Below are 25,504 nucleotides of genomic sequence, written 5' to 3' on the forward strand. Positions count from 1 at the left end.
TTTATTTCTTGAACAAAGATTTCAGAACTAGTGCGCAATTATTTTGCGTAGTGAAAAAAGAATTTTAAATTTGAGTAAAAAAGATCATGAATTTAGAGAAAATCTATTCTGAATTACTTTTAAATATTGGCTTTTCAGCAAATGATATTCAAAAAAACTGGCAGGATTTAGAAAAGGCATATTCAACAAAATCAAGACATTATCATAACTTAACTCATATTTCGGCTATGATTGAGAGTTTTGAAACGTATCGTGATAAACTTCAAAATCCAAATGAGATATTATTTTCTATTTTTTATCATGATTTTGTTTATTCGGCTTCTAAAAAAGATAACGAACTTAAAAGCGCCGAATATGCTTTGGCAATTTTACCTGAAAATGTCAACTTAAATAAGCAATTAGTATTTGATGCTATTTGTGCTACGCAGCAACATCAGCATAATAATATTAAGGATATTAACTGGCTGATTGATTTTGATTTGAAAATTCTTGCCAGAGATTGGGAAGATTATAAAATCTATTTTGAACAAATTAGAAAGGAATACCGAATTTATCCTGATTTTTTATATAAACCCGGGCGTGCCAAAGCCCTGAAACATTTTCTCGAAAATGAGTTTATTTTTCAAACCGAGGAATTCCGAAATTTATATGAGGAGAAAGCGAGAATTAATATTGAAAAAGAGATTTCTTTATTAACGTAAAATTATCCGCAAAGAAATTCCGTAGAGACGCACCGTAGAGGCGCACAGCAGTGCGTCTACGCAAAGTAATTCGACACCAATATGCCATAATAATTAAACCCGACAGGTTTTAAAAACCTGTCGGGTTTTTTGTATGTGCTTTACGTTGTGGATAATCGTTGCGGAGACGCACTGCTGTGCGTCTCTACGGTACGTCTCTACAGTATGTTTGTGTGGAATATTTGGACGGAAAATTGGAATCATTTTTTATTATTAAAAACAATTTTTATTGTTTACCGCAGATGCGTGAGGGATTGAGGCGGTATCCTTTTGTGAAGAGAAACGGAACAAAAGATATAGCCGAAAGCCCGACCCGGAGGGACACGCCCAAGTTAATATTCTTATTTTATTTCCCCGAATAGTTAGGACAGCCGAAACATTTTCTGCTTAAATCAAACTGATAGGTTAACGAAAGTTCGTAGATTCCGCCGGTTTTTCCAATTTTTGTTGTGTTTAAATCGTATGAAAGTCCGAATCTTAAATGTTCATATTGCAAGCCTGTGAAAAGGTTTACAGACGTTAACAAATCGCCATTGATTCCATTTTTTGCGGGATTTGTTACGGCAGTTGCGCCAAAGAATATTTTTTCGAATAATATCGACGCTCCTAAATCAAGTCGGTTGTATCGGCCTTGCTGCATGTAATTTGAAGTTACAAAAAACTTGGTTTCGTATGGAAGCAGCAATACATCGATATAATCTATTACAAGGAATTCGTAACCAGCGCTTAGGGAGAAAAATGTGTTTAACGGCACATTTCCATCTGAACTAAAGGCAATATTCGGTTTGTTAAGGTGTTTCATCGAAAGGCCAACCCAAGCATTATCGTTATTGAAAACCATTCCGGCAGAAACATCGAAAAATGTCATTTTTCTGTTTAATAATGTCGGATCCATTGTGTTTGAATTGATTACACCTGTTCGAATATTGATTTGATCTTCGAGCAATAAATTTTGAAATCCAAATGATTTTAATCCCAAACCGGCTTCGACTGCAGGTCTAAAATACCAGTCGTCGTTTAGTCTTACTTTATAGGCATAATTTGCATTGATCTGCGAATAATTATAACTGGTCAGGTTTTCTCTTTGGTTTAAAAAACTGATTCCTAAACCGCTGTTTAATTTATCGCTCCATGTATTTACAAATGCATAATCGGTATCTATTTTAAGATCTAAATCTGGCCATTGTTCACGGTGAATAATACCTGCATAGGTCGTTTCCATAAATCCTGTAAATCCCGGATTTAGGGTTTCTGGAATTAGAAAATATTGTGTAAAAATAGGATCTTGCGCTTTTGCCTGAGAATAGAAGCAACATGTAATAATTATAATAAATAGTTTTAATCTCATTGGTTATTCTGTTGCTTATTTAATTAGTGTAAATGCTCCTTTTTCTACTACAGTATGGTGATAAAAGGTATTTAAGGTTATTTTATAATAGTAGTTTCCGTTTTCGGCATCTATGTCTTTTACTTTTCCATTCCAGCCTCTGATGTTTGTTCCGGTTTCTGAATAAATAACAGCGCCCCAAGTATCATAAACGTCTAAGGTAATGTCTGATAAACCAAGGAATACCGGCGCAAACGTATCGTTCATTCCGTCATTATTTGGTGTAAAGGCATTTGGCATAATTAAGCTGTATCCTTTTTCTACTTTTAATGTTGTGCTGTACGTGTATTGACAACCAAAAGGATAGGTTACGGTTTGTTTTATGGTATAAGTTCCTTCTTTAGTATAGATATGTTTTGGATTTTCTTCGTCTGAGAAATTTCCATCTCCAAAATCCCAGGAAATTAATGTGAAAGTTCCAGTCGCTAAATTGGTAAACGTGATAGGATCGTAAATTGAATATAAATCGTACATGTCTTTTCCGTAAGAACCTGTCGAGAAGTTCGCAATACCTAAAACTGGCGTATCGACATTGTATGAAACATCGGCAGAACAGCCAAAACTGTCTTTTACAGTAAAGATTACCAAACCGTTATTGTCGGTATTCATAATTTCACCATTGGCTCCAGAAACTACTCCATCTGACCAGCTCAATGTATAAGGCGGAATTCCTCCTTTTACATGACCTACAAATGTTTGCTTTACATGTTTGGTATCGCAGTTAAAATCTGTTAGCACTTCGATTGAAGGTGTAAGCTGTTCGAAACGGGTAATTTTAAATGATGCTGATTTATTACATCCGTTGGCATCGGTTACTTTTACGGTATAATTATTTGGTATTAAATTTTCTAAATCTTCAGTAGTTGCACCATTTGACCATTCGTATGTAAATGGCGGCGTTCCGCCCGTTACTACCAAATTGATTGAACCTGTATTGGCATTCAGACAGTCTAACGGATTTTTAACATCGGCATTTAATTCTAAAAGCAAAGGATTATCAATGATCCACGAACCTTTAATCACGCAATTTTTTCCATCTGTAATGGTTACCGAATAGGTTCCTGGCCCTAAATTATTTCTTTCGATTCCGGCTGTTGCGTCATCATCCCAAACTAATTTTACAGGCGCTTTTCCACCTACAAGATTTAAACGGATATGAGCGTCTTTTTCGCCATAACAAGATATTTTTTTAATATCTGGATCGATTTTAAAAATTGGCGCGTTGTCGATTACTATCTTAAAATCTTTAGGACAGCCAACTGCATCTGTAATAGAAATAATATAAGTTCCTGCTGATAAATTATTCTGTACAAGTCCGGTTCCTAAATTGCTCCATTTAACAATGTACGGATCTCCAGTTGCAAATGGAACTCCGCCAGTTATCTTATTAATCGTTATCGAAGCATCGCCATAATCATAACACGCAATTTCGGTTTTGGTATATTCTAATTTTATTTCATCGTTTTGAAGTAAAATAACATCTAAGTCATCTGTACAGCCCGAATTATCTGAAACGGTTAGATGGTAATTTCCGGCTGGAACATTTCTTAGATTTTGAGAATAACTCGTATATCCGTTTGGGCCTGTCCAAAAATAGCTGTAGCTGTAAACACCCGGAGAAGTTTCTGTTACTCTACCTCCTACGGTTTTTACATCAATTTCTCCTGTAGAATAGCCATAACATAAAATATCAACTTTGCTTACAAAACTAAGTTCTAACAATGGCGGTTCTTCGATCTTGTAATTTCCATGTAGAATTCCACAGTTATTTTTTTCTGTAATGGTTACATCATAAACTCCCGGCTCCAGATTGCTCAGGTTTCCGGAATTTGCAGTAAAAGGGTTTCCGTCTTTTGTCCATACATAGATATAAGGTAAATTTCCGCCAGAAACATTTACATTAATTCTTCCGTCGTTTAAACCAAAACAGGTAATGTCTTGCTTGTATTCTCCTAAAATTTGAAATTTCCCCGGTTCACCAACATAATACGATCGTGAAAACGGACAATTACCATTATCTCCTACTGTTAAATTATAATACCCTGGTTTTAAGCTCGAAATGTTTTGGTTCGAACTCGTGTATCCGTCAGGACCTGTCCACGTATACGTATAAGGTGCGCCTGTTGTAAATGGAATTCCTCCTGCAACTGTTATGTTTATTGCACCGTCGTTAGCTTCAAAACAAGTTCCCGGCTTTATAATTTCCGTTACATTTATCAATGGATCGACTGTTACTGTAATCGTAAAGTCTGGTCCCGGACAAAGTTTAGAAATTGGTGAAACGGTATAAACAACCGTTGCTCGATTATTGGTAAGATTGGTTAAAGTCTGACCGATACTTGTTCTTGGTGTTGTTTCTGCAAATGCACCGCTTATTGCTCCTGCAGGAGTAACTACCGGATTCGACCAAACAAAAGTTGTTCCGGCTGGTACATTATCTGTAGTTCCGTTGCTGACTGGCGTGATCTGAAATGAATTTCCACTGCAAATTACTGCCGTTTTAGGCGTTATTACAGGCGAAAGAACCATATCTACAGAAAAATTTCTTGATACACTTGTTGTTCCACAGCTGTTTGTAACACTAAAAGTAGCCGTATAATTTCCGGTTTTACTATAATTAATAGAACCCGGATTTAATGATGTAGATGTTGAAGGCGTTCCTCCCGGAAAACTCCATAAATAGGTAATCTCTGAACTTGGAGAACAAGTTTCTACTACTGTACCAACTGGTCTGATTGTGGCAGATTTACAGAAATCAGAAATAGGATCTAATTTGATTACCGGCTTCTTTTTTACCTGAATAGACCTTGATGTATATTGATAAACACCGCAAGAATTTAGTGTTCTTAATCGTAATTCGTATGTTCCCGGATTACTGAAATTAATAACTGGATTTCTAACATACTGACCATTTACAAAATAAGATTGTCCCTGCCCTTTTCCGCAAAATCCTTCATAATAACTCAAAACTTCCCAATAGTAACTTTCTGCACCGCAGCCTAAACTTGTGTCTGTTGTATTCGTTATCTGAACATTTTCTGAAGCACAAGCTGTTGCATAAGTAAAACTTGGTACTAATACAGGCTCTACACAAATAGTCTGCGTGGTTGATCTTCCAATTCCGCAGGGAGTTTGAGCAGATAATTTTATGGTATAAGTTCCCGGCTGAGTATAGACGTGAGAAGGACTTACTTCTCTGGAAACAGGTGTTCCGTCTCCAAAATCCCAAGTGTATACATTATAAGTGCTGCAATCGTTTGTATAACCTGCCTGAGTTGTATTATGAAATTGAGTATACGTATTAGCACACGCTATACTTTGTACGTTGAAACTTATTACGGGAACATCTAAAATAATAATTGGCCCGGCTGTTAAATAAGTGCTTCCGCAAGAAGTTGTTATAGTTAATGTAACAGTATTTCCTGACGGACAATTAAATCGTGTGAACGTATGGGGAATAGGGAAATTTTGTGACGCCTGCGGATTTAAACTGTTATAATATGGAGAACTTTCTAATTGTGCCTGTGTATAACTTTGGAAAGTTCCATCGCCATAATTTACCTGATAATTGGTATCTGACGGGTTAAGTCCCCACGATCCTATTGCAAAATCCATTGGCGGTACAGGTGTACATAAGTTTGTTGTATTACCCGGTGCAATAAGCGCCCCAATTGGGTTATTCGAATTTTTTACTACATAGGTAATTGAATTATTGCAGGTACTTGTTCCCATTGCAGTAATTACCATATTAAACGAACCTAATTTTTTGTATTCGTGTTTTTTAGGAAATACAACATTAGTTTCTGTACTTCCGTCTCCCCAATCTACATTGTAAGATGTGACACAAGAAGCAGAAGCCGAGCTGTTTCCAACATTTATAGTATATTTTGGATTCGAGTTATTATCACCGCATCTTTCAAAAGGTTTTGCAGATGTAGGAGCACTTAAATCTACGAATTTTAGATCTGGTTTTTGCTTAACCGAAACAGTTTTGGTAACCGAATTTACTTCACCATTTGCATCTGTAACCGTAAGTTTTACAGTAAAGTTTTGAGATCCGCAGCCAAGCGCTGTAAAAGCATGGTTCGGGTTATTTATTGCTGCTGAAGTACCGTCTCCAAAATCCCATTTATAACTAAAAGGTGCCGCGCCGGTAACTACTGCATTGAATGTCACAGGGGTACCTGAGCAGGCATTATTATTAGTAAAATTAAAATCAACAGTTGGAGGAACAGTAAGATTATAACAATCCTTAAGAGATAAATTACTTCTGCCATTTGTATTAAAAGCAAATAATGAAGTGGTTATAAAAAAGACACAATATATGTGCAGCGAGTAAAGTTTCCCCATGTGGTATTGTTAAAATTTGTGCGGTAAAAGTAGACGATTTTATTTAACAAAAAAATAGTAGAAATACTCATTTTGAATAAGTTTTAAAACTACTACGCAAAGCTGTTGCGTATTACAATAAAATCAGTATTTTTATCTGTAAATAAATATAAACTATGTTTTATTTATGCCACTGATTTAAGAGATTTCAGCAGATTTTTTTAATCCTTTTAATCTGTGGCATAAAATAAAAATTAACTCTTTTGCGACCAAAACCGATATAATTATGTCACAAAACAAAAACGCCTTAATTCGGTACAAAACCATTGACAAATGTTTGCAGAATAAATACCGGCAATGGACTTTAGAAGATTTAATCGAATGCTGTTCTGAAGCTTTATTTGAATATGAAGGCCGGGAAAATCCTATAAGCAAGCGAACGATTCAAATGGACATTCAATTGATGCGAAGTGAAAAACTAGGTTACAATGCGCCAATTGTTGTTTACGATAAAAAGTATTATAAATATGAAGACGAAGATTTCACAATAACTGATATTCCGCTGACGGAAACGGATATGAATGTTTTAACCGAAACAGTTTCGATGTTAAAACAATTCAAAGATTTCTCTCTATTTAATGATGTATCGGATATTTTACAGCGTTTGGAAGATAAAATCTACGCCGAAAAATCACATACAAAACCCGTAATTTATTTAGATAAAAATGAGAATCTAAAAGGTCTTCATTATTTAGATGAAATTTATCAGGCGATTATCAAGAAAATGGTTCTGATTATTACTTATAAATCTTTTAAATCTGCTGAGGAAACTAAATTTCATTTTCATCCTTTTATATTAAAGGAATTCAACAACCGCTGGTTTTTAATTGGGAAGAAAAAAGCATCACAGCCAATTACAAATTTAGCTTTGGACAGAATAATTTCTATTGATTATGATTTTAATCTTCCTTATTTAGAAGAAGATTTTGATGCAGATAATTATTATAAAGATGTAATTGGAGTTACAGTCAATTCAGGATTAAAAGCAAAGAGAATTGAATTGTGGGTCGATGCTTCAAATGCCCCGTACATCATCACAAAACCTTTGCATACTTCTCAGCGTGTTATAAAAGAAAATGAAGATGGAAGCATTATCGTGCATTTGTTTGTAATACCAAATTATGAAATGGAAAGGCTTTTTCTGGGTTTTGGAAGCTGTGTTGAAATTTTAAGACCCGAAGGACTCAGAAATCGTATAAAAAAGATTTTTCAGGATTCAATTTCAAGATACGAACCTGAAAATTCTATTGAATTAAATTCATAATTTTTTGAAGAATGAAGAATTAAACCCGATTTTAAAATTAAAAAAAGATTTTGACACCATCAAAAATGTTAAAATCCAAAAAAAGAATAGTATATTTCACTCTAAATAAACCACCAAACCACTCTAAATCAGTGGGATTTTTTAACTAACCAAAAATTTATTAAAAAATTATATGCATGCATAGTATTTTTTAATTATATTTGAAATCGATATAGTTACCTATGAAAGACAAAACAATAGATTATATTTTGAGAGCTACATGGCAGGCTGTTTCAAGAATGTATAATGAAGAGGCTGCAAAGTACGATGCTACCATGGCAACAGGATTTGCTCTTTTAAGTATGGATAAGGAAGAAGGAACTCCATCAACCGCTTTAGGCCCAAGAATGGGTATGGAAGCAACCAGCTTAACGAGAACACTTAAATCTATGGAAGAAAAAGGTTTAATTGTTCGCAAAAAGAACCCAAGTGACGGAAGAGGTGTTTTAATCTACCTAACCGATTTTGGAAAAGAAAAAAGAGATTTATCTAAAAATACAGTTCTGAAATTTAATGAAACGGTTAGAAAACATGTATCAGACGAAAAACTGAAACATTTTATAGAAGTTTCTGAAATCATAAACGAATTAATTCAGGATAAAAATATTTTCAATCACACGACCGCCAGCGATCTGGCGAAGCAAACAGAAAACCCAGAAAATGAATAATCTTTTTTAAAGGAAAATTCAAATTCTACCCAAAAAAACAAATTTTACAAATATGAAACGCACAATTAAAAAAGTTGCTGTAATTGGATCCGGAATTATGGGTTCAGGTATAGCTTGTCATTTTGCTAACATTGGTGTTGAAGTTTTACTTCTGGACATCGTACCTCGCGAACTGACTGAAGCTGAAGCTAAAAAAGGATTAACACTTGAAAGTAAAGCCGTTCGCAACCGTGTGGTAAACGAACATTTGGCGAATTCATTAAAATCAAAACCCTCTCCTATTTACAGTCAGAAATTCGCAAGCCGAATCACAACTGGAAATACAACTGATGATATGGCAAAAATTGCCAATGTTGACTGGATTATTGAGGTTGTTGTAGAGCGTTTAGACATTAAGAAATTAGTTTTTGAACAAATCGAGAAATTCCGCAAACCGGGAACTTTGGTTACTTCTAATACTTCTGGTATTCCAATTCATTTTATGAGTGAAGGAAGAAGCGAAGATTTTCAACAACACTTCTGCGGAACTCACTTTTTTAACCCTGCGCGTTACTTAAAATTATTTGAAATTATTCCTGGCCCAAAAACTTCTACTCAAGTATTGGATTTCTTAAACGAATACGGATCTAAATTCTTAGGAAAAACTTCGGTTGTTGCTAAAGATACTCCAGCGTTTATCGGAAACAGAATTGGTATTTACGGAATCCAGAGTTTATTCCACTTGGTAAAAGAAATGGGATTAACGATCGAAGAAGTTGATAAATTGACAGGACCAGTAATTGGTCGTCCAAAATCAGCTACTTTCCGTACGGTTGACGTTGTTGGTTTAGATACTTTGGTACACGTTGCCAACGGTATTTATGAAAACTGCCCGAACGACGAACAACACGAATTGTTCAAACTTCCTGATTTCATCAACAAAATGATGGAAAATAATTGGTTAGGAAGCAAAACCGGACAAGGTTTTTATAAAAAAGTAGATAAAGATATTCTTTCTTTAGACTTAGATACATTAGAATACCGCGCTGCAAAAAAAGCAAATTTTGCTACTCTTGAACTAACAAAAACTATCGATAAACCAATCAATCGTTTTAAAGTTTTAGTAAAAGGAACAGACAAAGCGGGAGAATTCTACCGTAAGAGTTTCGCCGGAATGTTTGCTTATGTGTCAAACAGAGTTCCTGAAATCTCAGACGAATTATACAAAATTGACGATGCCATGAAAGCTGGTTTTGGATGGGAAAATGGTCCATTCGAAATCTGGGATGCAATTGGTGTTGCCAAAGGAATTGAAATCATGAAAGGTGAAGGTCTTGAGCCTGCTGCATGGGTTACTGAAATGCTGGCTTCTGGAAGCGACAGTTTCTATACTGTAAAAGAAGGAGCAACTTATTTCTATAACATTCCAACAAAATCTCAAGTAAAAGTTCCTGGACAAGATTCATTCATTATTCTAAACAACATACGCGAAAGCAAAAAAGTTTGGAGCAACAGCGGTGCAATCATTCAGGATTTAGGAGACGGAATTTTGAACTTAGAATTCCAATCTAAAATGAATACAATTGGTGGCGATGTACTTCAGGCTATCAATAAAGCAATTGACTTATCTGAAAAAGAATACCAAGGTTTAGTTATTGGAAACCAAGCAGCGAATTTCTCTGTTGGGGCTAATATCGGAATGATTTTCATGATGGCGGTTGAGCAGGAATACGACGAATTGAACATGGCAATTAAATTATTCCAAGACACTATGATGCGTGTTCGTTATTCTTCTATTCCAGTTGTCGTAGCGCCTCACGGAATGACTTTTGGTGGTGGATGCGAAATGAGCTTACATGCTGACAAAGTAGTAGCTGCTGCAGAAACTTATATGGGATTAGTTGAATTTGGTGTTGGTGTGCTTCCTGGTGGTGGTGGATCTAAAGAAATGGCTTTAAGAGCTTCAGATTTATTCCGCAAAAATGACGTGGAATTAAACGTTCTTCAAGAGTATTTCTTAACAATCGCCATGGCTAAAGTTTCGACTTCTGGTTATGAAGCTTTTGATACTGGACTTCTTCAACATGGAAAAGATGTTATCGTAGTAAACAAAGATCGTCAGATTGCTGAAGCAAAAAAACATGCTTTGTTAATGGCAGAAGCTGGTTATACACAACCTATCAGAAGAACGGATGTTAAAGTATTAGGAAAACAAGCTCTTGGAATGTTCTTAGTTGGAACAGATCAAATGGAAGCTGGAAAATACATTTCTGAGCACGATAAAAAAATCGCTAACAAACTAGCTTACGTAATGGCTGGTGGTGATTTATCTGAAGCTACTTTAGTATCTGAACAATATTTATTAGATATCGAACGTGAAGCTTTCTTGAGTTTATGTACAGAACGTAAGACTTTAGAAAGAATCCAGTACATGTTGACTAAAGGAAAACCACTTAGAAATTAGAAAATAGAACAAAGAGAATAGAATATAGATTTGAGACTTTGTAAAGTCTATTTTCTATACTCTATCTTCTATACTCTTAAAAAACAAAAACAAATGAAAACAGCATATATAGTAAAAGCATATAGAACAGCAGTTGGAAAAGCTCCAAAAGGTGTTTTTAGATTTAAAAGACCTGATGAATTAGCTGCAGAAACCATTCAGTTTATGATGGACGAACTGCCTGATTTTGACAAAAAACGTATCGATGACGTTATGGTAGGAAATGCCATGCCGGAAGCAGAACAAGGTTTAAACGTTGGACGTTTGATCTCTTTAATGGGACTAAAAGTGGAAGATGTTCCTGGTGTAACAGTTAACCGTTATTGCGCTTCTGGATTAGAAACTATCGGAATGGCGACTGCTAAAATCCAATCAGGAATGGCAGATTGTATCATTGCCGGTGGCGCAGAAAGTATGAGTTTTATTCCAATGGGAGGTTACAAACCAACTCCGGATTATAAAGTTGCTGCTGCAGGTCACGAAGATTACTATTGGGGAATGGGTTTAACTGCTGAAGCGGTGGCTAACCAATACAAAATCTCAAGAGAAGATCAGGATGAGTTTGCTTACAACTCTCACATGAAAGCCTTGAAAGCACAGGCAGAAGGAAAATTTGACAAACAAATCGTTCCAATTACTGTTGAGCAGACTTTCATCAACGAAAATGGTAAAAAAGAAACAAAATCATACGTTGTAAATAAAGACGAAGGTCCAAGAGCAGGAACTTCTAAAGAAGCTTTAGCAGGCTTAAAACCAGTTTTTGCCGCTGACGGAAGTGTAACTGCTGGTAACTCTTCTCAAATGAGTGACGGTGCAGCTTTTGTTTTAATCATGAGCGAAGATATGGTAAAAGAATTAAACCTTGAGCCAATTGCACGTTTGGTAAACTTTGCTTCTTCTGGTGTTGAGCCAAGAATTATGGGTATTGGTCCTGTAAAAGCAATTCCGAAAGCGTTGAAACAAGCGGGATTAACATTAAACGATATTGAGTTAATCGAATTAAACGAGGCTTTTGCTTCACAAGCTTTAGCAGTTACTCGTGAATTAAATATAAACCCAGAAATCGTAAACGTAAACGGTGGAGCAATTTCTTTAGGACACCCTCTAGGATGTACGGGAGCTAAACTTTCTGTTCAGTTATTTGATGAAATGAAACGCAGAGGTAACAAATACGGAATCGTTTCGATGTGTGTGGGAACTGGGCAAGGTTCTGCGGGGGTTTACGAGGTATTATAAAGAAGAAAATAGAATATAGAGAATAGAATATAGATTTTTAGAATGCGACATAATTATAAGAACTTGAAGATCTGGCAGATTGGAATCTCGATTGCTAATGAAATTTCAGATTTATTAGTAGAGTTTCCAAAACATGAAAGATATGATCTAAGTTCTCAAATAAGCAGATGTTCTGTTTCGATGCCTAGTAATATTGCTGAAGGTTCTTCAAGAACTGATAAATCTTTCAGTCATTTTTTAGACATTTCTCTAGGTTCTTCATTTGAACTGATTACGCAATTATTGATTGCTACACATAGAAAGTATATAAACGAAAAACAATTTAACCAATTAGAAATTAAAATAGAAGAATTTCAAAGAATGACAATGGGTTTTCAAAACGGATTAAAGTAAGTCCAGTCAAAATCTATTTTCTATATTCTATTTTCTTTTCTCTAAAAAAATAAAAAATGGCAGATACAATCGAAAAAAACGTAACCCGTGGTGGTCAGTTTTTAGTTAAAGAAACAAAGAGCGAAGATATCTTTACACCAGAAGATTTCTCTGAAGAGCAGTTAATGATGCGTGACTCTGTAAAAGAGTTCGTTGACAAAGAATTATGGGCACATAAAGATCGTTTTGAGAAAAAAGATTACGCTTATACAGAATCATCTATGCGTAAAGCTGGTGAACTTGGACTTTTAGGAGTTGCAGTTCCGGAAGAATACGGCGGATTAGGAATGGGATTTGTTTCTACAATGTTAGTTTGTGACTACATTTCTGGAGCAACTGGTTCTTTCTCAACTGCTTTTGGTGCTCACACAGGAATTGGAACTATGCCAATTACACTTTACGGTACCGAAGAACAAAAGAAAAAATACGTTCCTAAATTGGCTTCTGGAGAATGGTTTGGAGCTTATTGCTTAACTGAACCAGGCGCAGGATCTGATGCTAACTCAGGAAAAACTAAAGCGGTTTTATCTGAAGACGGAACTCATTATTTAATTACAGGTCAAAAAATGTGGATTTCGAATGCAGGTTTCTGCAGCGTATTCATCGTTTTTGCCCGTATTGGTGATGATAAAAATATTACAGGTTTCATCGTAGAAAACGATCCTTCAAACGGAATTTCTATGAATGAAGAAGAGCATAAATTAGGAATCCGTGCTTCTTCTACTCGTCAGGTTTTCTTCAACGACACAAAAGTTCCGGTTGAAAACATGTTATCTGAAAGAGGAAACGGTTTCAAAATTGCAATGAATGCTTTAAATGTTGGTCGTATTAAATTGGCTGCTGCATGTCTTGATGCTCAAAGAAGAGTTACTACAGGAGCTGTAAAATATGCTAACGAAAGAATTCAGTTCAATACTTCTATTTCATCATTTGGAGCTATCCGTTCTAAATTAGCTGAAATGGCAACTAGCGCTTACGCTGGAGAAAGTGCTTCTTACCGTGCTGCAAAAGACATCGAAGACAGAATCGCTGCTCGTGAAGCAGAAGGAACAAGTCATCAGGAAGCTGAATTGAAAGGCGTTGAAGAATATGCTATCGAATGTTCTATCTTGAAAGTAGCGGTTTCTGAAGACGTTCAAAACTGTTCTGACGAAGGTATTCAGGTTTTTGGTGGAATGGGATTCTCTGAAGATACTCCAATGGAAAGTGCCTGGAGAGATGCTCGTATTGCTAGAATCTACGAAGGAACAAACGAAATCAACAGAATGCTTTCTGTAGGTATGTTGATTAAAAAAGCAATGAAAGGTCACGTTGATTTACTTGGACCAGCAATGAAAGTTCAGGAAGAATTAATGGGAATTCCATCTTTTGATACTCCGGATTTCTCTGAATTATTCGCAGAAGAAAAAACAATCGTTGCGAACCTGAAAAAAGTTTTCTTAATGGTTGCAGGAAGCGCTGTTCAAAAATATGGTCCGGATTTAGATTCTCACCAACAATTATTGATGGCTGCTGCCGATATCTTAATCGAAATCTACATGGCTGAAAGTACTATTCTTAGAACTGAGAAATTAGCTAAAAGAGAAGGTGAAGATAAAGTAAAAGAGCAAATCGCTATGGCAAAATTATACTTGTACAAAGCGGTTGATATCGTAAACTTAAGAGGAAAAGAAGGAATCGCTTCTTTCTCTGAAGGTGACGAACAACGTATGATGTTAATGGGATTAAAACGTTTTACAAAATACACCAACCTGCCAAATGTTGTGGCATTAAGAGAAACAATTGCCTCTAAATTAGTTGCAGAAAATTCATACTGCTTCTAATTCAAAAATAGTTTTTAGCTTTTAATTTGTTTAAACCCGCACAAGTCCGAAACTGTGCGGGTTTATTTTTTTTGTTTTTTTGAACCATATAAGTTATATAAGTTCATTTAAAAAAAATTGTTTTTTTGTAGAAACGCACAGCAGTGCGTCTAACTATGTTTTTTTGTTTTGCCACAGATTAAAGGATTTTCACAGATTTTTTAATCATTTTAATCCTGTAAATCTGTGGCATTTTTTGTAGAGACGCACAGCAGTGCGTCTACGTTATGTTAGACGCACTGCTGTGCGTCTCTACGGAATATTGGAACTGAATAAAATTCTGTCCACTCTAAAATGAACTTATATTACTTATATGGTTTCAACCAATTTCACAAATCTTTATTAAAATTGAGGTTATGTTACAGGATTGATAGCAAAATTTAAATTCTAATGTTTTATATTTAGCGTTTTAAATCTTCAAAAAACATAAAATGAAACAAATTAGCCTAATTGCCCTTTTATTTATCTGCCTTATATCCACAAACATTTTTGCGCAGAAGAATAAGAAATTAGATATCATCGCTTATTATACTGGTGATTCTAAACTAATTGACGAGTACGAAGTCAATAAACTAGATCAAATTATCTTTAGTTTTTGTCATTTAAAAGATGGAAAACTAAGTGTCGATTCTCCTAAAGATTCTATTACCATAAAACATTTAGTTTCTCTAAAAGCTAAAAATCCACAATTAAAAATCGTTTTATCTCTTGGCGGCTGGGGCGGCTGCGAACCATGTTCGGATGCATTTTCTACTGCTGATGGTCGTTTGAAATTCGCAAAATCAGTAAAAGAAGTGAGCGATTACTTTAAAGTTGACGGTTTAGATTTAGATTGGGAATATCCTGCAATTGAAGGCCTTCCTGGACATTTATATCAAGCTGTTGACAAACCAAATTTTACCGAATTGCTTAAAATTCTTCGTTCAACTTTAGGTAAAAAATACGAGTTGAGTTTTGCTGCCGGAGGTTTTCAAAAATATCTTGATGAATCGATTGATTGGAAAGCCGTATCTCCATTAGTAAACCGAATCAATATCATGAGCTATGATTTAGTCAATGGATATTCTAAAGTTACAGGACATCACACACCATTATACAGTACAAATCCAAAAGAAGAATCTACAGACAGAGCGGTTGAGTTTTTATTGAAAGCTGGAGTTCCTGCTGAAAAATTAATTATTGGAGGCGCATTTTATACCAGACAATGGAAAAATGTAGAAAATATCAATAACGGATTGTATCAGGCAGGAGAGCATTTTCAAGGTGCTGACTTTAAAAACTATGCTACAACTTACACAGAAGCAAATGGCTGGAAATATTTCTGGGATGATAAAGCAAAAGCTCCATACTGGTATAATGAAGGAACTAAAACTTTTGCAACATCAGATGATATTAAATCTATTAAGGCAAAGACAGAATATGTAAAGTCTAAAAAATTAGGCGGAATCATGTTTTGGGAATTGACTTTAGATAGTTTCCGTGACGGAATGGTTAATGCCATTTATGAAGTTAAAACGACTAAATAAATTTCATTAAAACAAATAAAAAACGGCAGTTATTTAAAAAATAACTGCCGTTTTTTATTTTATAAAGATATTTTTATTGGATTTTTGATTTGTCTAATTCTCCAATAAACGGAATCGATTCTAAAATTTCTGCTCTAATTATTGTCTGCAAATAAACTTCTAACTGAATAAATTTTGCGGCATTTATTGCTCCAACCGCTTTCTTTGCCTGTCCGTATGTTTTAGAGAATAATTTTTCATAAGCCAGATGATTTTTTAAAGTTCCTTTTGCTAATTCATCTGCCTTTGCATCTGTAAGCGTTGCATAGTTTTGTGCATAATCATTTATTAATTGAAATTTTTCCTGCCCGAGATTTTTTCGTTCTGTTTCATAATTATCATACACTTTCGTAAAAGCTGCTGATTGAGCATCTGATAAATTCATATACTGCTTTACTAAATCGGCTTTAGATTTTCCGTAAACACTTTGTAAAACATCTACATCTTCTTTAAACGAAGATTGTGCATAAGATGAAAACACGGCAACTGCCATAATAAAAATAAGACTTAATTTTTTCATAGTATTGATTTTTAAATTTGTTTCTAAATAATTATGCATTCTAAAATATATTGATTTAAAAAATGGGAGTTATATTATAAAAAAAAGTTTTTTAATTTTTCGTTTCTTGTGTTCTTGGTGCGCTTATTTCTCCATCATAAGAAATTGGACCTCTATTATTACTGGTGACAGAAAGTGAAGCTCCTCCATCAAAAAAAATAGTAAATATTAAATCATAAACATCGTCTTTGCCTTTTACGGTGGCTCTCACACTATAATTTTTAGACTTCTTCCCTATTTTAATATTTTCGGGTATTCCTTCAAATTTAATTCCTCCGTCACTTCCGTAACCAACATTATATCCACGGCCAAAAAAAGGAAGATCACAGGTTGTTTTTTCAGCATTAAACTTCAAAAAATAAGTATTATAATCTAAAATAATAAGCCGTCCGCCTTGTGGTGTGACCTTTTGGGCTTCAAAAACAAAATTTTTAGAATCAATTAAAGCTTCTGTTTCTTTTTGTTTTTGTAATTCTTTTTCGGCTTTGAGTTCTTTTTTGCTTTTTTGCTGTGCAAATACAGAAAAATTCAAAAAGCCAAACAGTACTAATAAAAGGAATAATTTAGTTTTCATCTCATATTATTTTAAGTAAAACAAGTCGTTTACTTTTTCGTAAATCTCATCATTGCAATATCTCCTGAAATCAAATTCAGCGTTTTTCCATCATCTGTAATATCATACGATGTAATTTTTTGAAGCGTACTCATATAAGTTTGTTCGCCTTGCTGTCCGTCAATGCACATCATTTTAGTAACTGCCATTGGCTGTGTAAAATCAATTTTATTGCCGTTTACAACCAATTTTCCGGTATAGGAGTTACAACTATTGTTTCCAGAAACCTGATTGTCTTTTGTATTGAAGGCTATAGTGGGTTTTTTATTCGGATATAAACCATCAAAAGTAATTCGAGGTCCGGTAATATAATTGAGTTCCCAGGTTCCGTCGAGTTTTGCGGCCGAATCTGTTTTTTGACACTTACAGGAAAATAAAATCGAAGTAATTAAAACGAGGATAAAAATCTTTTTCATCATAACATTAAGTATTAAATATGAACGAATTAGAAAAATTTAGTTTCAGAAAATTTTCGTTAAAACTATTACGAATTTAAGCAATATTTTTTGTTTTTGTGCTCAATCGATCTTAAATTACGACGTATAGTTTGACTTTTTTTTAACTTTTAGAGTCAAATTATTCCGTTATTTTATGTTAAATTTACTTAATCTTTAATTTAAAATGCCCGTATATATGAAAAAACTGATCGTATCATTCGCTATAATTACAGCTTTAATCATTGGCTGTAAGACCAATACAAAATCAAATGATGCTAAAACTTTGACTGTAGCATTAGAACCAAAAAGTGGTAGTAACGTAAGCGGAACTGCAACTTTTACGGAGAAAAACGGTAAAGTAACTTTTACTGCAAAAGTTTCTGGTTTACAGCCTGGAGTTCATGCAATACATATTCATGAAAAAGCAGATTGTACTGCTGCCGACGGAAGTTCTGCCGGCGGACACTGGAATCCAACTTTTAAAAAACATGGAAAATGGGGAGTTGGAGAATATCATAAAGGTGATATTGGAAACTTTACCGCTGATGAAAAAGGTAACGGAACTATAACCTTAACTACTGACGAATGGTGCGTAGGCTGTGGCGATGCAACTAAAGATGTGTTAGGAAAAGGTTTAATTGTGCATCAGGGAACAGATGATTTTACAACTCAGCCAACCGGAAATGCCGGGGGAAGAGTTGCCTGTGCCGGGATAATTAAATAATAAAAAATAATAAAACGCTAATAACCACTATATTTCACAAAAATCTAGTGGTTATTTTATTTTTAATTCACTCTAAAACAAGAAAAAGATATAGCTTTGCAACTATAAATATAATTCAATGATTAACCCATCAGCACACGGCTGGATCGATAAGTTTTTTAGTGAGCAGAAGTTTTCAGAGGCAATTCCTTTTGAAACTACAGATTCCTTTTACTATAAAGTTAGAGAAACTGGTTTTATCTACGGTCATATCATTGCAATTGATTCTCAAATTCCAATTCCGATAAAAGGCTGGTTTAAAACCGAAATTTCTAAAATTGCCTTATTAAATACCCTTTATCACGTTTTTTGTTTAGAAAAAAGAAATTCTGAACCAAATAATTTTATTACCGAAGTTTTAAAATTCTACAAACAAATGAATCCGGAAGGGTTTAATTTGTTTAAGATCTTACTTCCAAAAGACACTCCTTCTCATTCATTAGAAAGTATAATTGATGAAAGAGTGCAGACTAATGACAGTATCATCAGCAAAAACTTTTCGCATTTAGTAACTAATGCGCTTTTGTTTATTGATGTTTTGGCCTTTAGACAATATTTAGAACACGGACAAATTCCGGAAAAATATTTAAAAAGAATTGAAGAAACGGTTCTTGGAATCGTAGGTTTGGCTTTAAAAACAAAAACAATCAAATCGCAGCACGACGATTTGCTTATTAAACTTTTTGAGGCTTCTATACGTTATTCTAAATTTTCGAAAGTTACCGTAGATACTCTGGAAACTTTACAATTAGATTATTTTAAAAATACTTTAGAGCATTATTATTTAATTGACATGGCCGGAATGGCATTGTGGAGCGATGGCGTTGTCGAAAATGAAGAATCGTATTTCTTGTATTCTCTAGGTTCAATGATGGGCGTTGCCGATGATTTTGTAAAAACAAGCATCGACACAACCCATGATTTTATTACGACTCATAAAAAGAAAATTCCATACTTTAATTACTCCAATCCGGTTAAGCATTTCTACGATCAGATGACGCACAGCGTTGTAAAACTGATTATAAGAAACAAAAACAGGTTAATTAAAGAAATTGTTCAGAGTAAAGAATTAATGGTTCTATTAGCTTATTCTACAACAAGGGATTTAGATGCAAAAGAAAAGAAAAAAGTAAAAAAACAGCTTTTAGATATTTGTAAAACGATTCCGTCCTTAACAATATTCCTGCTTCCGGGCGGAAGTTTATTACTGCCGATTTTAATCAAGTTTATTCCAACGATGTTACCATCTGCATTCAATGAAAATCTAGACGAAAACGAATAAAAAAAAATCGCCCTTTTGAGGCGATTTTTTATTTTTATAGATTACTCAATTGGTAAACATCATCAAGTTCATCATTCGAAGAAATGGTTACATTCAAATCGGTTACAAAACCAGAATTTAAACCGTAAACCCATCCGTGAAGCATCAAATCCTGACCGTTTTTCCAGGCTGATTGTACAATTGAAGTTTTAGCTAAATTGTAAACTTGCTCTTTAGCATTGATTTCTACAAAAGCATTAAAACGTTCTGTTTCATCTTCAATAGAATTCAAATATTTATCATGTAAACGGTATTCATCTTTAATGTGACGAATCCAGTTATCGATAATTCCAACAGATAAATTACCCATAGCCGCTTTTACACCACCACATCCGTAATGTCCGCAAACAATAACGTGTTTTACTTTTAAAACGTTTACTGCATAATCCAGTACGCTTAACATATTCATATCTGAGTGAACAACCATGTTAGCTATGTTTCTGTGTACAAACACTTCACCAGGTTTTGCCCCAATAATTTCGTTTGCAGGAACACGGCTGTCAGAACATCCAATCCATAATAATGGCGGAGATTGCCCTTTTGCTAAATCAGCAAAATAATTAGGATCTTTTGCTAATGAATCTTCTACCCATTTTTTATTGTTCTCTAATATTTGTTCATAGAACTTTCTCATCTTTCTTAGGTTTTTTCTTGGTATTATCAATGCTTAAGCATATCAAAAAGACTTTTTTGTAAAGTTATTTAAATTTTGATATTTCTCAAACCTGAATAATATCTTTATTTATATAATTTGTTTAAAATTTTTCTTTTTGTTCTTTCTTAACCAATGCTCGTTTTGCAACATCATAATAATGTTCAATCGTAACGTGATTGTTATTATCCGGAGTATTTTCTAATTCGTATGCTTCTTTAAAACCTTTTAGCTTTACTTTGATATTTTCATCGATAGCGCGGGTTTCCTTAAATTCACGAATTAAATCTAATACATCATGAGCAATATATTCTGTATCATGCGCATTAATAATTACTTTAGAATTTTCCGGAATTTCACTTAATGTTTGTTTGATTGCGGCTTTATTTAAAAAAGAAACTTCCTGCGCTAAATCGATATGAATGACATCGCCATCTTCATATTCTTCTTTTTTGAAGATGTAAGCTCTTTTTAAATTTCCTCTTAAAACAAAAATGATGCTAATGATAATTCCTAAAGCAACTCCCTTAAGCAAATTTGTCGCAACGACAAAGACCAAAGTTGCGATAAAAGGGACAAACTGGTATTTCCCCTTTTCCCAGAAATGCATAAAGGTTGCTGGTTTTGCTAATTTATATCCAACCAAGATTAAAACCGTAGCTAAAGTTGCCAAAGGAATTTTATTTAAAATTGCCGGAATCGACAATACACTGATCAATAAAAGTACACCATGAATAATAGTCGACATTTTAGATTTTGCACCGGCATTATTGTTTGCAGATGATCTCACCACAACAGATGTCATTGGTAAACCTCCTAAAAGTGCACTCGCAACATTCCCAATACCCTGCGCTCTAAGTTCAACATTAGTATCAGTATAACGTTTTTGAACGTCCATTCTGTCTGAAGCCTCTATACATAAAAGTGTTTCGATAGAAGCTACAATGGCAATTGTAACAGCTACAACCCAAACCTGCGGATTTGTTACTGCAGAAAAGTTTGGTGTAATTATAATAGATTTAAAATCATCAAAAGACTTTGGAACTGGCAAAGAAACCAAATGTTCTTTTGCAATTGCCAATGAGCTTCCTGTTGATATAAAAAATTCATTTAATAAAACGCCCAGAATAACAGCTACAAGGGCGCCCGGAACTAATTTTAATCTCTTTAAAAAAGGAACTTTATCCCATGAGATTAATATTACAAGTGAAACCAATGAAATCACAACTGCTCCTAAATTGATATGATTTAAGACATCAAAAAGAAATGAAAATGAATTGCTTCCGTCGTTTTGAATAAAAGCCTGATCACCTTCAAAATCAGCATCGTAACCAAATGCATGCGGAATTTGTTTCAGAATAATAATGATTCCGATACCTGCAAGCATTCCTTCAATTACGTTTGTTGGAAAATAGTTTGATATACTTCCCGCTTTTAAAAATCCTAATGCCAATTGAATTAGACCTGCAATAAACACAGACAGTAAAAACACATCAAAGGCACCAAAATCAGTAATAGCAGTTAAAATAATTGCTGTTAAACCAGCCGCAGGGCCAGAAACACTAATATGTGACTGGCTTAAATAACCTACCACAATACCACCAATAACACCTGCAATAATTCCAGAAAATAACGGCGCTCCAGAAGCCATTGCAATACCTAAACACAATGGAAGAGCCACCAAGAAAACCACTAAACCTGAAGCAAAGTCAGACTTAAGGTTGGCAAAAAGATTGATTTTTTTTGTCATAATACAATACTAAAAAAATTGATACATTAGAACCATGCCGCATTTGCTGTAAATACAGTTGTTCTTCAAATAATCGGAAGTATTATGCCAGGTTGGGTGGTGGAGCAAATATGCTCGGAGAAATATTATCTAGTTTTACGATGTTTTCAGAAACAATCGTTTTCTTTTGAATGTAAACAGGAAGCGGTGCTTCGTGTTCTAAAATTACAGGATGCACTACAGATTTTAGTTCTTTATGCACCTCTTCTTCAGAAAAATTAAAAGACACGCAGGAACTTCCTTTCTTAATCGCCTGAACAATTGTCGGGGTCGATAAGAAGGCAATAAATATGAATAATAATATGCGTGCTAATATTTTCATTGTGGCAAAAATAGCGTTAAACAAATAAAATCAAAGCGACAAGGCAAAAATTTTATACAATTTTAACAAAAACATAAAAGCAGAATAATCAAACTAGACCATTCTGCTTTTTAATACATTCATAAACAACAAATTACAGCGATTCATCAAGCCATGCATTCATCATCCAAATTGTTTTTTCCTGCTCTGCAATAAAGTCACTCATCATTGAATTTGTACCTTCATCATTAATTTCGCCAGATTTATTCAGGATTTCTCTTTCAATTTTTAACAAATCCGATAATGAATTTACAATTAACTGAACTGCTTTTTCATCGTTAGAGATATTTTTTCCAACTGTCAATTTATTGTTGTTGATATAATCTTCAAAAGTATGTAATGGAGTTCCGCCAATTGTTAAAACCCTTTCTGCAATCATATCTATTTTTAATTGTGAATCTGTATATAATTCTTCAAATTTTACATGTAAATCGAAGAAACGTTTTCCACGAATATTCCAATGAATTCCTCTTAAATTTTGATAGTATACCTGAAAATTTGATAATAAAATATTTAATTCTTTCACTAACAATTCTGACTCTTTTACAGGCAATCCTAAAATATTTGTTTTCATAATCTTCATTTTTTATAACTAAGTTTACTACAAATTTAAATTATCTTCATTAAAAAAATTATAAAAAAAAATTATATTTACTTATTTTTGTATCAAAAATTACTATCAAAATGACGATAACTCAATTACAATATGTGTTAGCAGTTGCAGAGCATAAAAACTTTACTCTTGCGGCCGAAAAATGTTTCGTAACACAACCCACATTAAGTATGCAGATTCAAAAAATTGAAGAAGAACTTAATATTTTAATTTTTGACAGAAGTAAAAAACCTATTCAGCTTACAGATATTGGACAAAAGATTGTAAATCAGGCAAAAAATATTGTAAACGAAGCAGATCGTATTAAAGATATTGTCGAACAGCAAAAAGGTTTTATTGGCGGAGAATTTCGTTTAGGAATTATTCCAACGATTATGCCAACGCTTTTACCAATGTTTTTGAATAATTTCATTAAGAAATATCCAAAGGTGAAGCTTTTAATTGAAGAGCTTAATACAGATGAAATTATTGTAAAACTAAAAAATGGTCATCTTGATGCTGCAATTGCGGCAACTCCGCTTGAAGATGAAAAAATAAAAGAAATCGTTTTATACTTTGAGCCGTTTGTAGCTTACATTCCGGAGCATCATCACAGCTTTCAAAAAGAAGAAATCGAAGTGGCTGATTTAAACATTAATGAGATTTTACTTTTACAAGACGGACATTGCTTTAGAGACGGAATTTTAAATTTATGCAAAAATGGTACTGACGTCGAGCAAAATAATTTTCAGATTCAAAGCGGTAGTTTTGAAACTTTAATAAAATTAGCCGACGAAGGTTTGGGCACAACGTTACTTCCGTACTTGCACACCTTAGACTTAAAAGAATCCGACAAACTGAAACTACGAAACTTTAAGGAACCAAAACCTGCCCGAGAGGTAAGTTTGATTTACCCAAAGAGTGAATTAAAAATGCAAATCATTGACGCAATTCGATCTACAATTGCCGGCGTTGTAAAAGGAGCAATTGTTTTTCAGAACGTTCAAATCATTAGTCCGCTGCAAAAGAAATAAGCATAAAAAAGGAGCCAATTGGCTCCTTTTTTTTATACTTTAATCAGTAGTAGACTTTGTTTTAATTCTGGTTTTTCAATAATGAAATTTAATAACCATTCTTGCAATTGTTCCATTTCGTATGGTAACAGTGTTTTGATAGCTTTTTCTAACTCTCTGCAGAAAAGTACCGGGTCGAAACTTACTCTCTCAAGTATTGATTTCGTGTAATCAAACATCATTTTTGACATAATAAAATAAGATTTTTGGGGGTTATCTATATTTTTAAACTCGCACCAAATGTAAACATTAATCACATATAAAGTTTCTTTTTAACTTATTTTTTTAAAAACTTTAGCAACGAATACGTTTTCTTAGTACAGATAAATCAATATAGAACCATTCTAAACAACTAAATTACACCTTTTTAAAGGCTCTAAACATTTCTCGTTTTCCCGGCGGGCCTGCTAATTTTTCGACTGTAAACCCAACAGAAATCATGCTTCTTTTAACAACTCCGCGGGCTGCATAAGTAACAAGGACTCCATTAGGCTTTAAACTATTGTACATTTTCTGAAAAATTTCAGTACTCCAAAGCTCCGGCTGCACGCGATATCCGAAGGCATCAAAGTAAATCAAATCAAAAATTTCAAAATCGTTTATTTCATCAAAAAATTGTTTCCTTTTAGTTAACGAGAATTGGCTGCTAATTTCGTTTTTCTCATTCCATTCCGTTTTATGCATTTTTTCGAAAATGTTCTCAAATTCCAATGCCTCAAGTTCGGCAACATAGTTCATTCCTAAAATCTCTTCGGCATTTACAGGATACGCTTCTACCCCAACATAATCTATTTGCTGCTGTTTATGTTCTGATTCTAAAAACGTTATAAAAGCATTCAAACCAGTTCCAAAACCAATTTCAAGAATTGATACCGGATTACTGTCAAATAAGGACAAACCATTTTTTATAAATACATGTTTTGCTTCTTGTATGGCACCGTGTTTTGAATGGTAACTTTCGTTCCATTCTTCTAAATGAATTGTGGTTGAACCATCTAGCGTTTTAATTATTTCTCTTTTCACAATTTTCGAATTTTGCAATGGATAATTATTGATCTGTATCCCATTTTCTAAGTCAAAATTACTCAAAACAAATGCGTAAAGCCTTAAAAAATGATAGTTTTTTCATAAATTCCTTATAAAACTCCGCAAAAATTTTAGGTTTATTATAAGATAAATAAATCTCAGTTAAACACAGGAATTAATGCAGTTTTACCAAGTAAATTATATATTTTTCCGTAATTTTGCATTTAAGAAAACCTATTCTTCATCAGATCATT

General features: G+C 33.9%; 22 protein-coding genes. 11 read left to right on the forward strand and 11 right to left on the reverse strand.

The window, feature by feature from the left end; translation table 11 throughout:
- Window positions 1–86 precede the first annotated feature (86 nt).
- Window positions 87–701, forward strand: a complete 615-nt coding sequence (locus tag APR43_RS20760) for a hypothetical protein (RefSeq protein WP_053471777.1) — start codon at window positions 87–89, stop codon at window positions 699–701.
- 385 nt (window positions 702–1,086) lie between these two features.
- On the opposite strand, the gene APR43_RS20765 is transcribed toward APR43_RS20760, so the two are convergent.
- Window positions 1,087–2,088 (reverse strand): type IX secretion system membrane protein PorP/SprF, encoded by a 1,002-nt coding sequence (locus APR43_RS20765; protein ID WP_053471778.1) that lies wholly within the window; start codon window positions 2,086–2,088, stop codon window positions 1,087–1,089.
- Between the two features lie 15 nt (window positions 2,089–2,103).
- Window positions 2,104–6,477 carry a PKD domain-containing protein gene (locus tag APR43_RS24765; protein WP_053471779.1) on the reverse strand — a complete coding sequence of 1,458 codons (4,374 nt, stop codon included), beginning with the start codon at window positions 6,475–6,477 and terminating at the stop codon, window positions 2,104–2,106.
- Window positions 6,478–6,742: 265 nt separating this feature from the next.
- Here APR43_RS24765 and APR43_RS20775 point away from each other — a divergent pair, with 265 nt between their 5' ends.
- From APR43_RS20775 to APR43_RS20805, 7 genes are all read left to right on the forward strand, one after another.
- The gene (locus APR43_RS20775; protein WP_053471780.1) at window positions 6,743–7,780 is read left to right on the forward strand and encodes a helix-turn-helix transcriptional regulator; all 1,038 of its coding nucleotides are present in this window, start codon (window positions 6,743–6,745) and stop codon (window positions 7,778–7,780) included.
- A gap of 221 nt (window positions 7,781–8,001) precedes the next feature.
- The gene (locus APR43_RS20780) at window positions 8,002–8,487 is read left to right on the forward strand and encodes a MarR family winged helix-turn-helix transcriptional regulator (protein WP_053471781.1); all 486 of its coding nucleotides are present in this window, start codon (window positions 8,002–8,004) and stop codon (window positions 8,485–8,487) included.
- A gap of 52 nt (window positions 8,488–8,539) precedes the next feature.
- Complete coding sequence (locus tag APR43_RS20785) at window positions 8,540–10,930, forward strand: 3-hydroxyacyl-CoA dehydrogenase/enoyl-CoA hydratase family protein (protein ID WP_053471782.1); 2,391 nt, start codon at window positions 8,540–8,542, stop codon at window positions 10,928–10,930.
- Between the two features lie 93 nt (window positions 10,931–11,023).
- Window positions 11,024–12,205, forward strand: a complete 1,182-nt coding sequence (locus APR43_RS20790; RefSeq protein ID WP_053471783.1) for a thiolase family protein — start codon at window positions 11,024–11,026, stop codon at window positions 12,203–12,205.
- A 42-nt stretch (window positions 12,206–12,247) separates the two neighbouring features.
- On the forward strand, window positions 12,248–12,598 hold the full coding sequence (locus tag APR43_RS20795; RefSeq protein ID WP_053471784.1) for a four helix bundle protein: 351 nt from the start codon (window positions 12,248–12,250) through the stop codon (window positions 12,596–12,598).
- Window positions 12,599–12,654: 56 nt separating this feature from the next.
- Window positions 12,655–14,460: an acyl-CoA dehydrogenase family protein gene (locus tag APR43_RS20800; protein ID WP_053471785.1), complete on the forward strand. Its 1,806-nt coding sequence runs from the start codon at window positions 12,655–12,657 to the stop codon at window positions 14,458–14,460.
- A gap of 470 nt (window positions 14,461–14,930) precedes the next feature.
- Entirely contained in the window at window positions 14,931–16,025 is a 1,095-nt protein-coding gene (locus APR43_RS20805; RefSeq protein ID WP_053471786.1) for a glycoside hydrolase family 18 protein, read from the forward strand.
- Window positions 16,026–16,098: 73 nt separating this feature from the next.
- Here APR43_RS20805 and APR43_RS20810 read toward each other — a convergent pair whose 3' ends face one another.
- The 3 genes from APR43_RS20810 to APR43_RS20820 form a co-directional block, all read right to left on the reverse strand.
- Window positions 16,099–16,584 (reverse strand): hypothetical protein, encoded by a 486-nt coding sequence (locus tag APR43_RS20810; protein WP_053471824.1) that lies wholly within the window; start codon window positions 16,582–16,584, stop codon window positions 16,099–16,101.
- Window positions 16,585–16,675: 91 nt separating this feature from the next.
- Window positions 16,676–17,197 (reverse strand): DUF4251 domain-containing protein, encoded by a 522-nt coding sequence (locus APR43_RS20815; RefSeq protein WP_053471787.1) that lies wholly within the window; start codon window positions 17,195–17,197, stop codon window positions 16,676–16,678.
- A 29-nt stretch (window positions 17,198–17,226) separates the two neighbouring features.
- Window positions 17,227–17,655, reverse strand: coding sequence for an META domain-containing protein (locus tag APR43_RS20820; protein ID WP_053471788.1), 429 nt, complete (start codon window positions 17,653–17,655; stop codon window positions 17,227–17,229).
- 214 nt (window positions 17,656–17,869) lie between these two features.
- Here APR43_RS20820 and APR43_RS20825 point away from each other — a divergent pair, with 214 nt between their 5' ends.
- Complete coding sequence (locus APR43_RS20825; RefSeq protein ID WP_053471789.1) at window positions 17,870–18,397, forward strand: superoxide dismutase family protein; 528 nt, start codon at window positions 17,870–17,872, stop codon at window positions 18,395–18,397.
- Between the two features lie 118 nt (window positions 18,398–18,515).
- A complete protein-coding gene (locus APR43_RS20830) occupies window positions 18,516–19,718 on the forward strand; it encodes an LETM1-related biofilm-associated protein (protein WP_053471790.1) in 1,203 nt (400 codons plus the stop codon).
- Window positions 19,719–19,752: 34 nt separating this feature from the next.
- On the opposite strand, the gene can is transcribed toward APR43_RS20830, so the two are convergent.
- The 4 genes from can to APR43_RS20850 all read right to left on the reverse strand — a co-directional run bounded on the left by can (window position 19,753) and on the right by APR43_RS20850 (window position 23,133).
- Window positions 19,753–20,391, reverse strand: a complete 639-nt coding sequence (gene can, locus APR43_RS20835) for a carbonate dehydratase (protein WP_053471791.1) — start codon at window positions 20,389–20,391, stop codon at window positions 19,753–19,755.
- 121 nt (window positions 20,392–20,512) lie between these two features.
- Window positions 20,513–22,159 (reverse strand): SulP family inorganic anion transporter, encoded by a 1,647-nt coding sequence (locus APR43_RS20840; RefSeq protein ID WP_053471792.1) that lies wholly within the window; start codon window positions 22,157–22,159, stop codon window positions 20,513–20,515.
- A gap of 82 nt (window positions 22,160–22,241) precedes the next feature.
- Window positions 22,242–22,520, reverse strand: a complete 279-nt coding sequence (locus tag APR43_RS20845) for a hypothetical protein (RefSeq protein ID WP_235992049.1) — start codon at window positions 22,518–22,520, stop codon at window positions 22,242–22,244.
- A gap of 133 nt (window positions 22,521–22,653) precedes the next feature.
- Window positions 22,654–23,133, reverse strand: coding sequence for a Dps family protein (locus APR43_RS20850; protein WP_053471794.1), 480 nt, complete (start codon window positions 23,131–23,133; stop codon window positions 22,654–22,656).
- Window positions 23,134–23,243: 110 nt separating this feature from the next.
- Between APR43_RS20850 and APR43_RS20855 the strand changes: the two genes are divergently transcribed.
- Complete coding sequence (locus APR43_RS20855; RefSeq protein WP_053471795.1) at window positions 23,244–24,185, forward strand: LysR substrate-binding domain-containing protein; 942 nt, start codon at window positions 23,244–23,246, stop codon at window positions 24,183–24,185.
- 32 nt (window positions 24,186–24,217) lie between these two features.
- On the opposite strand, the gene APR43_RS24705 is transcribed toward APR43_RS20855, so the two are convergent.
- Window positions 24,218–24,415, reverse strand: coding sequence for a hypothetical protein (locus APR43_RS24705; RefSeq protein ID WP_053471796.1), 198 nt, complete (start codon window positions 24,413–24,415; stop codon window positions 24,218–24,220).
- Window positions 24,416–24,581: 166 nt separating this feature from the next.
- Window positions 24,582–25,247, reverse strand: a complete 666-nt coding sequence (gene mnmD / locus APR43_RS20865) for a tRNA (5-methylaminomethyl-2-thiouridine)(34)-methyltransferase MnmD (RefSeq protein ID WP_053471825.1) — start codon at window positions 25,245–25,247, stop codon at window positions 24,582–24,584.
- Between the last annotated feature and the right edge of the window lie 257 nt (window positions 25,248–25,504).

This window comes from Flavobacterium sp. NLM, from assembly GCF_002210235.1.
Lineage (GTDB): Bacteria > Bacteroidota > Bacteroidia > Flavobacteriales > Flavobacteriaceae > Flavobacterium > Flavobacterium panici.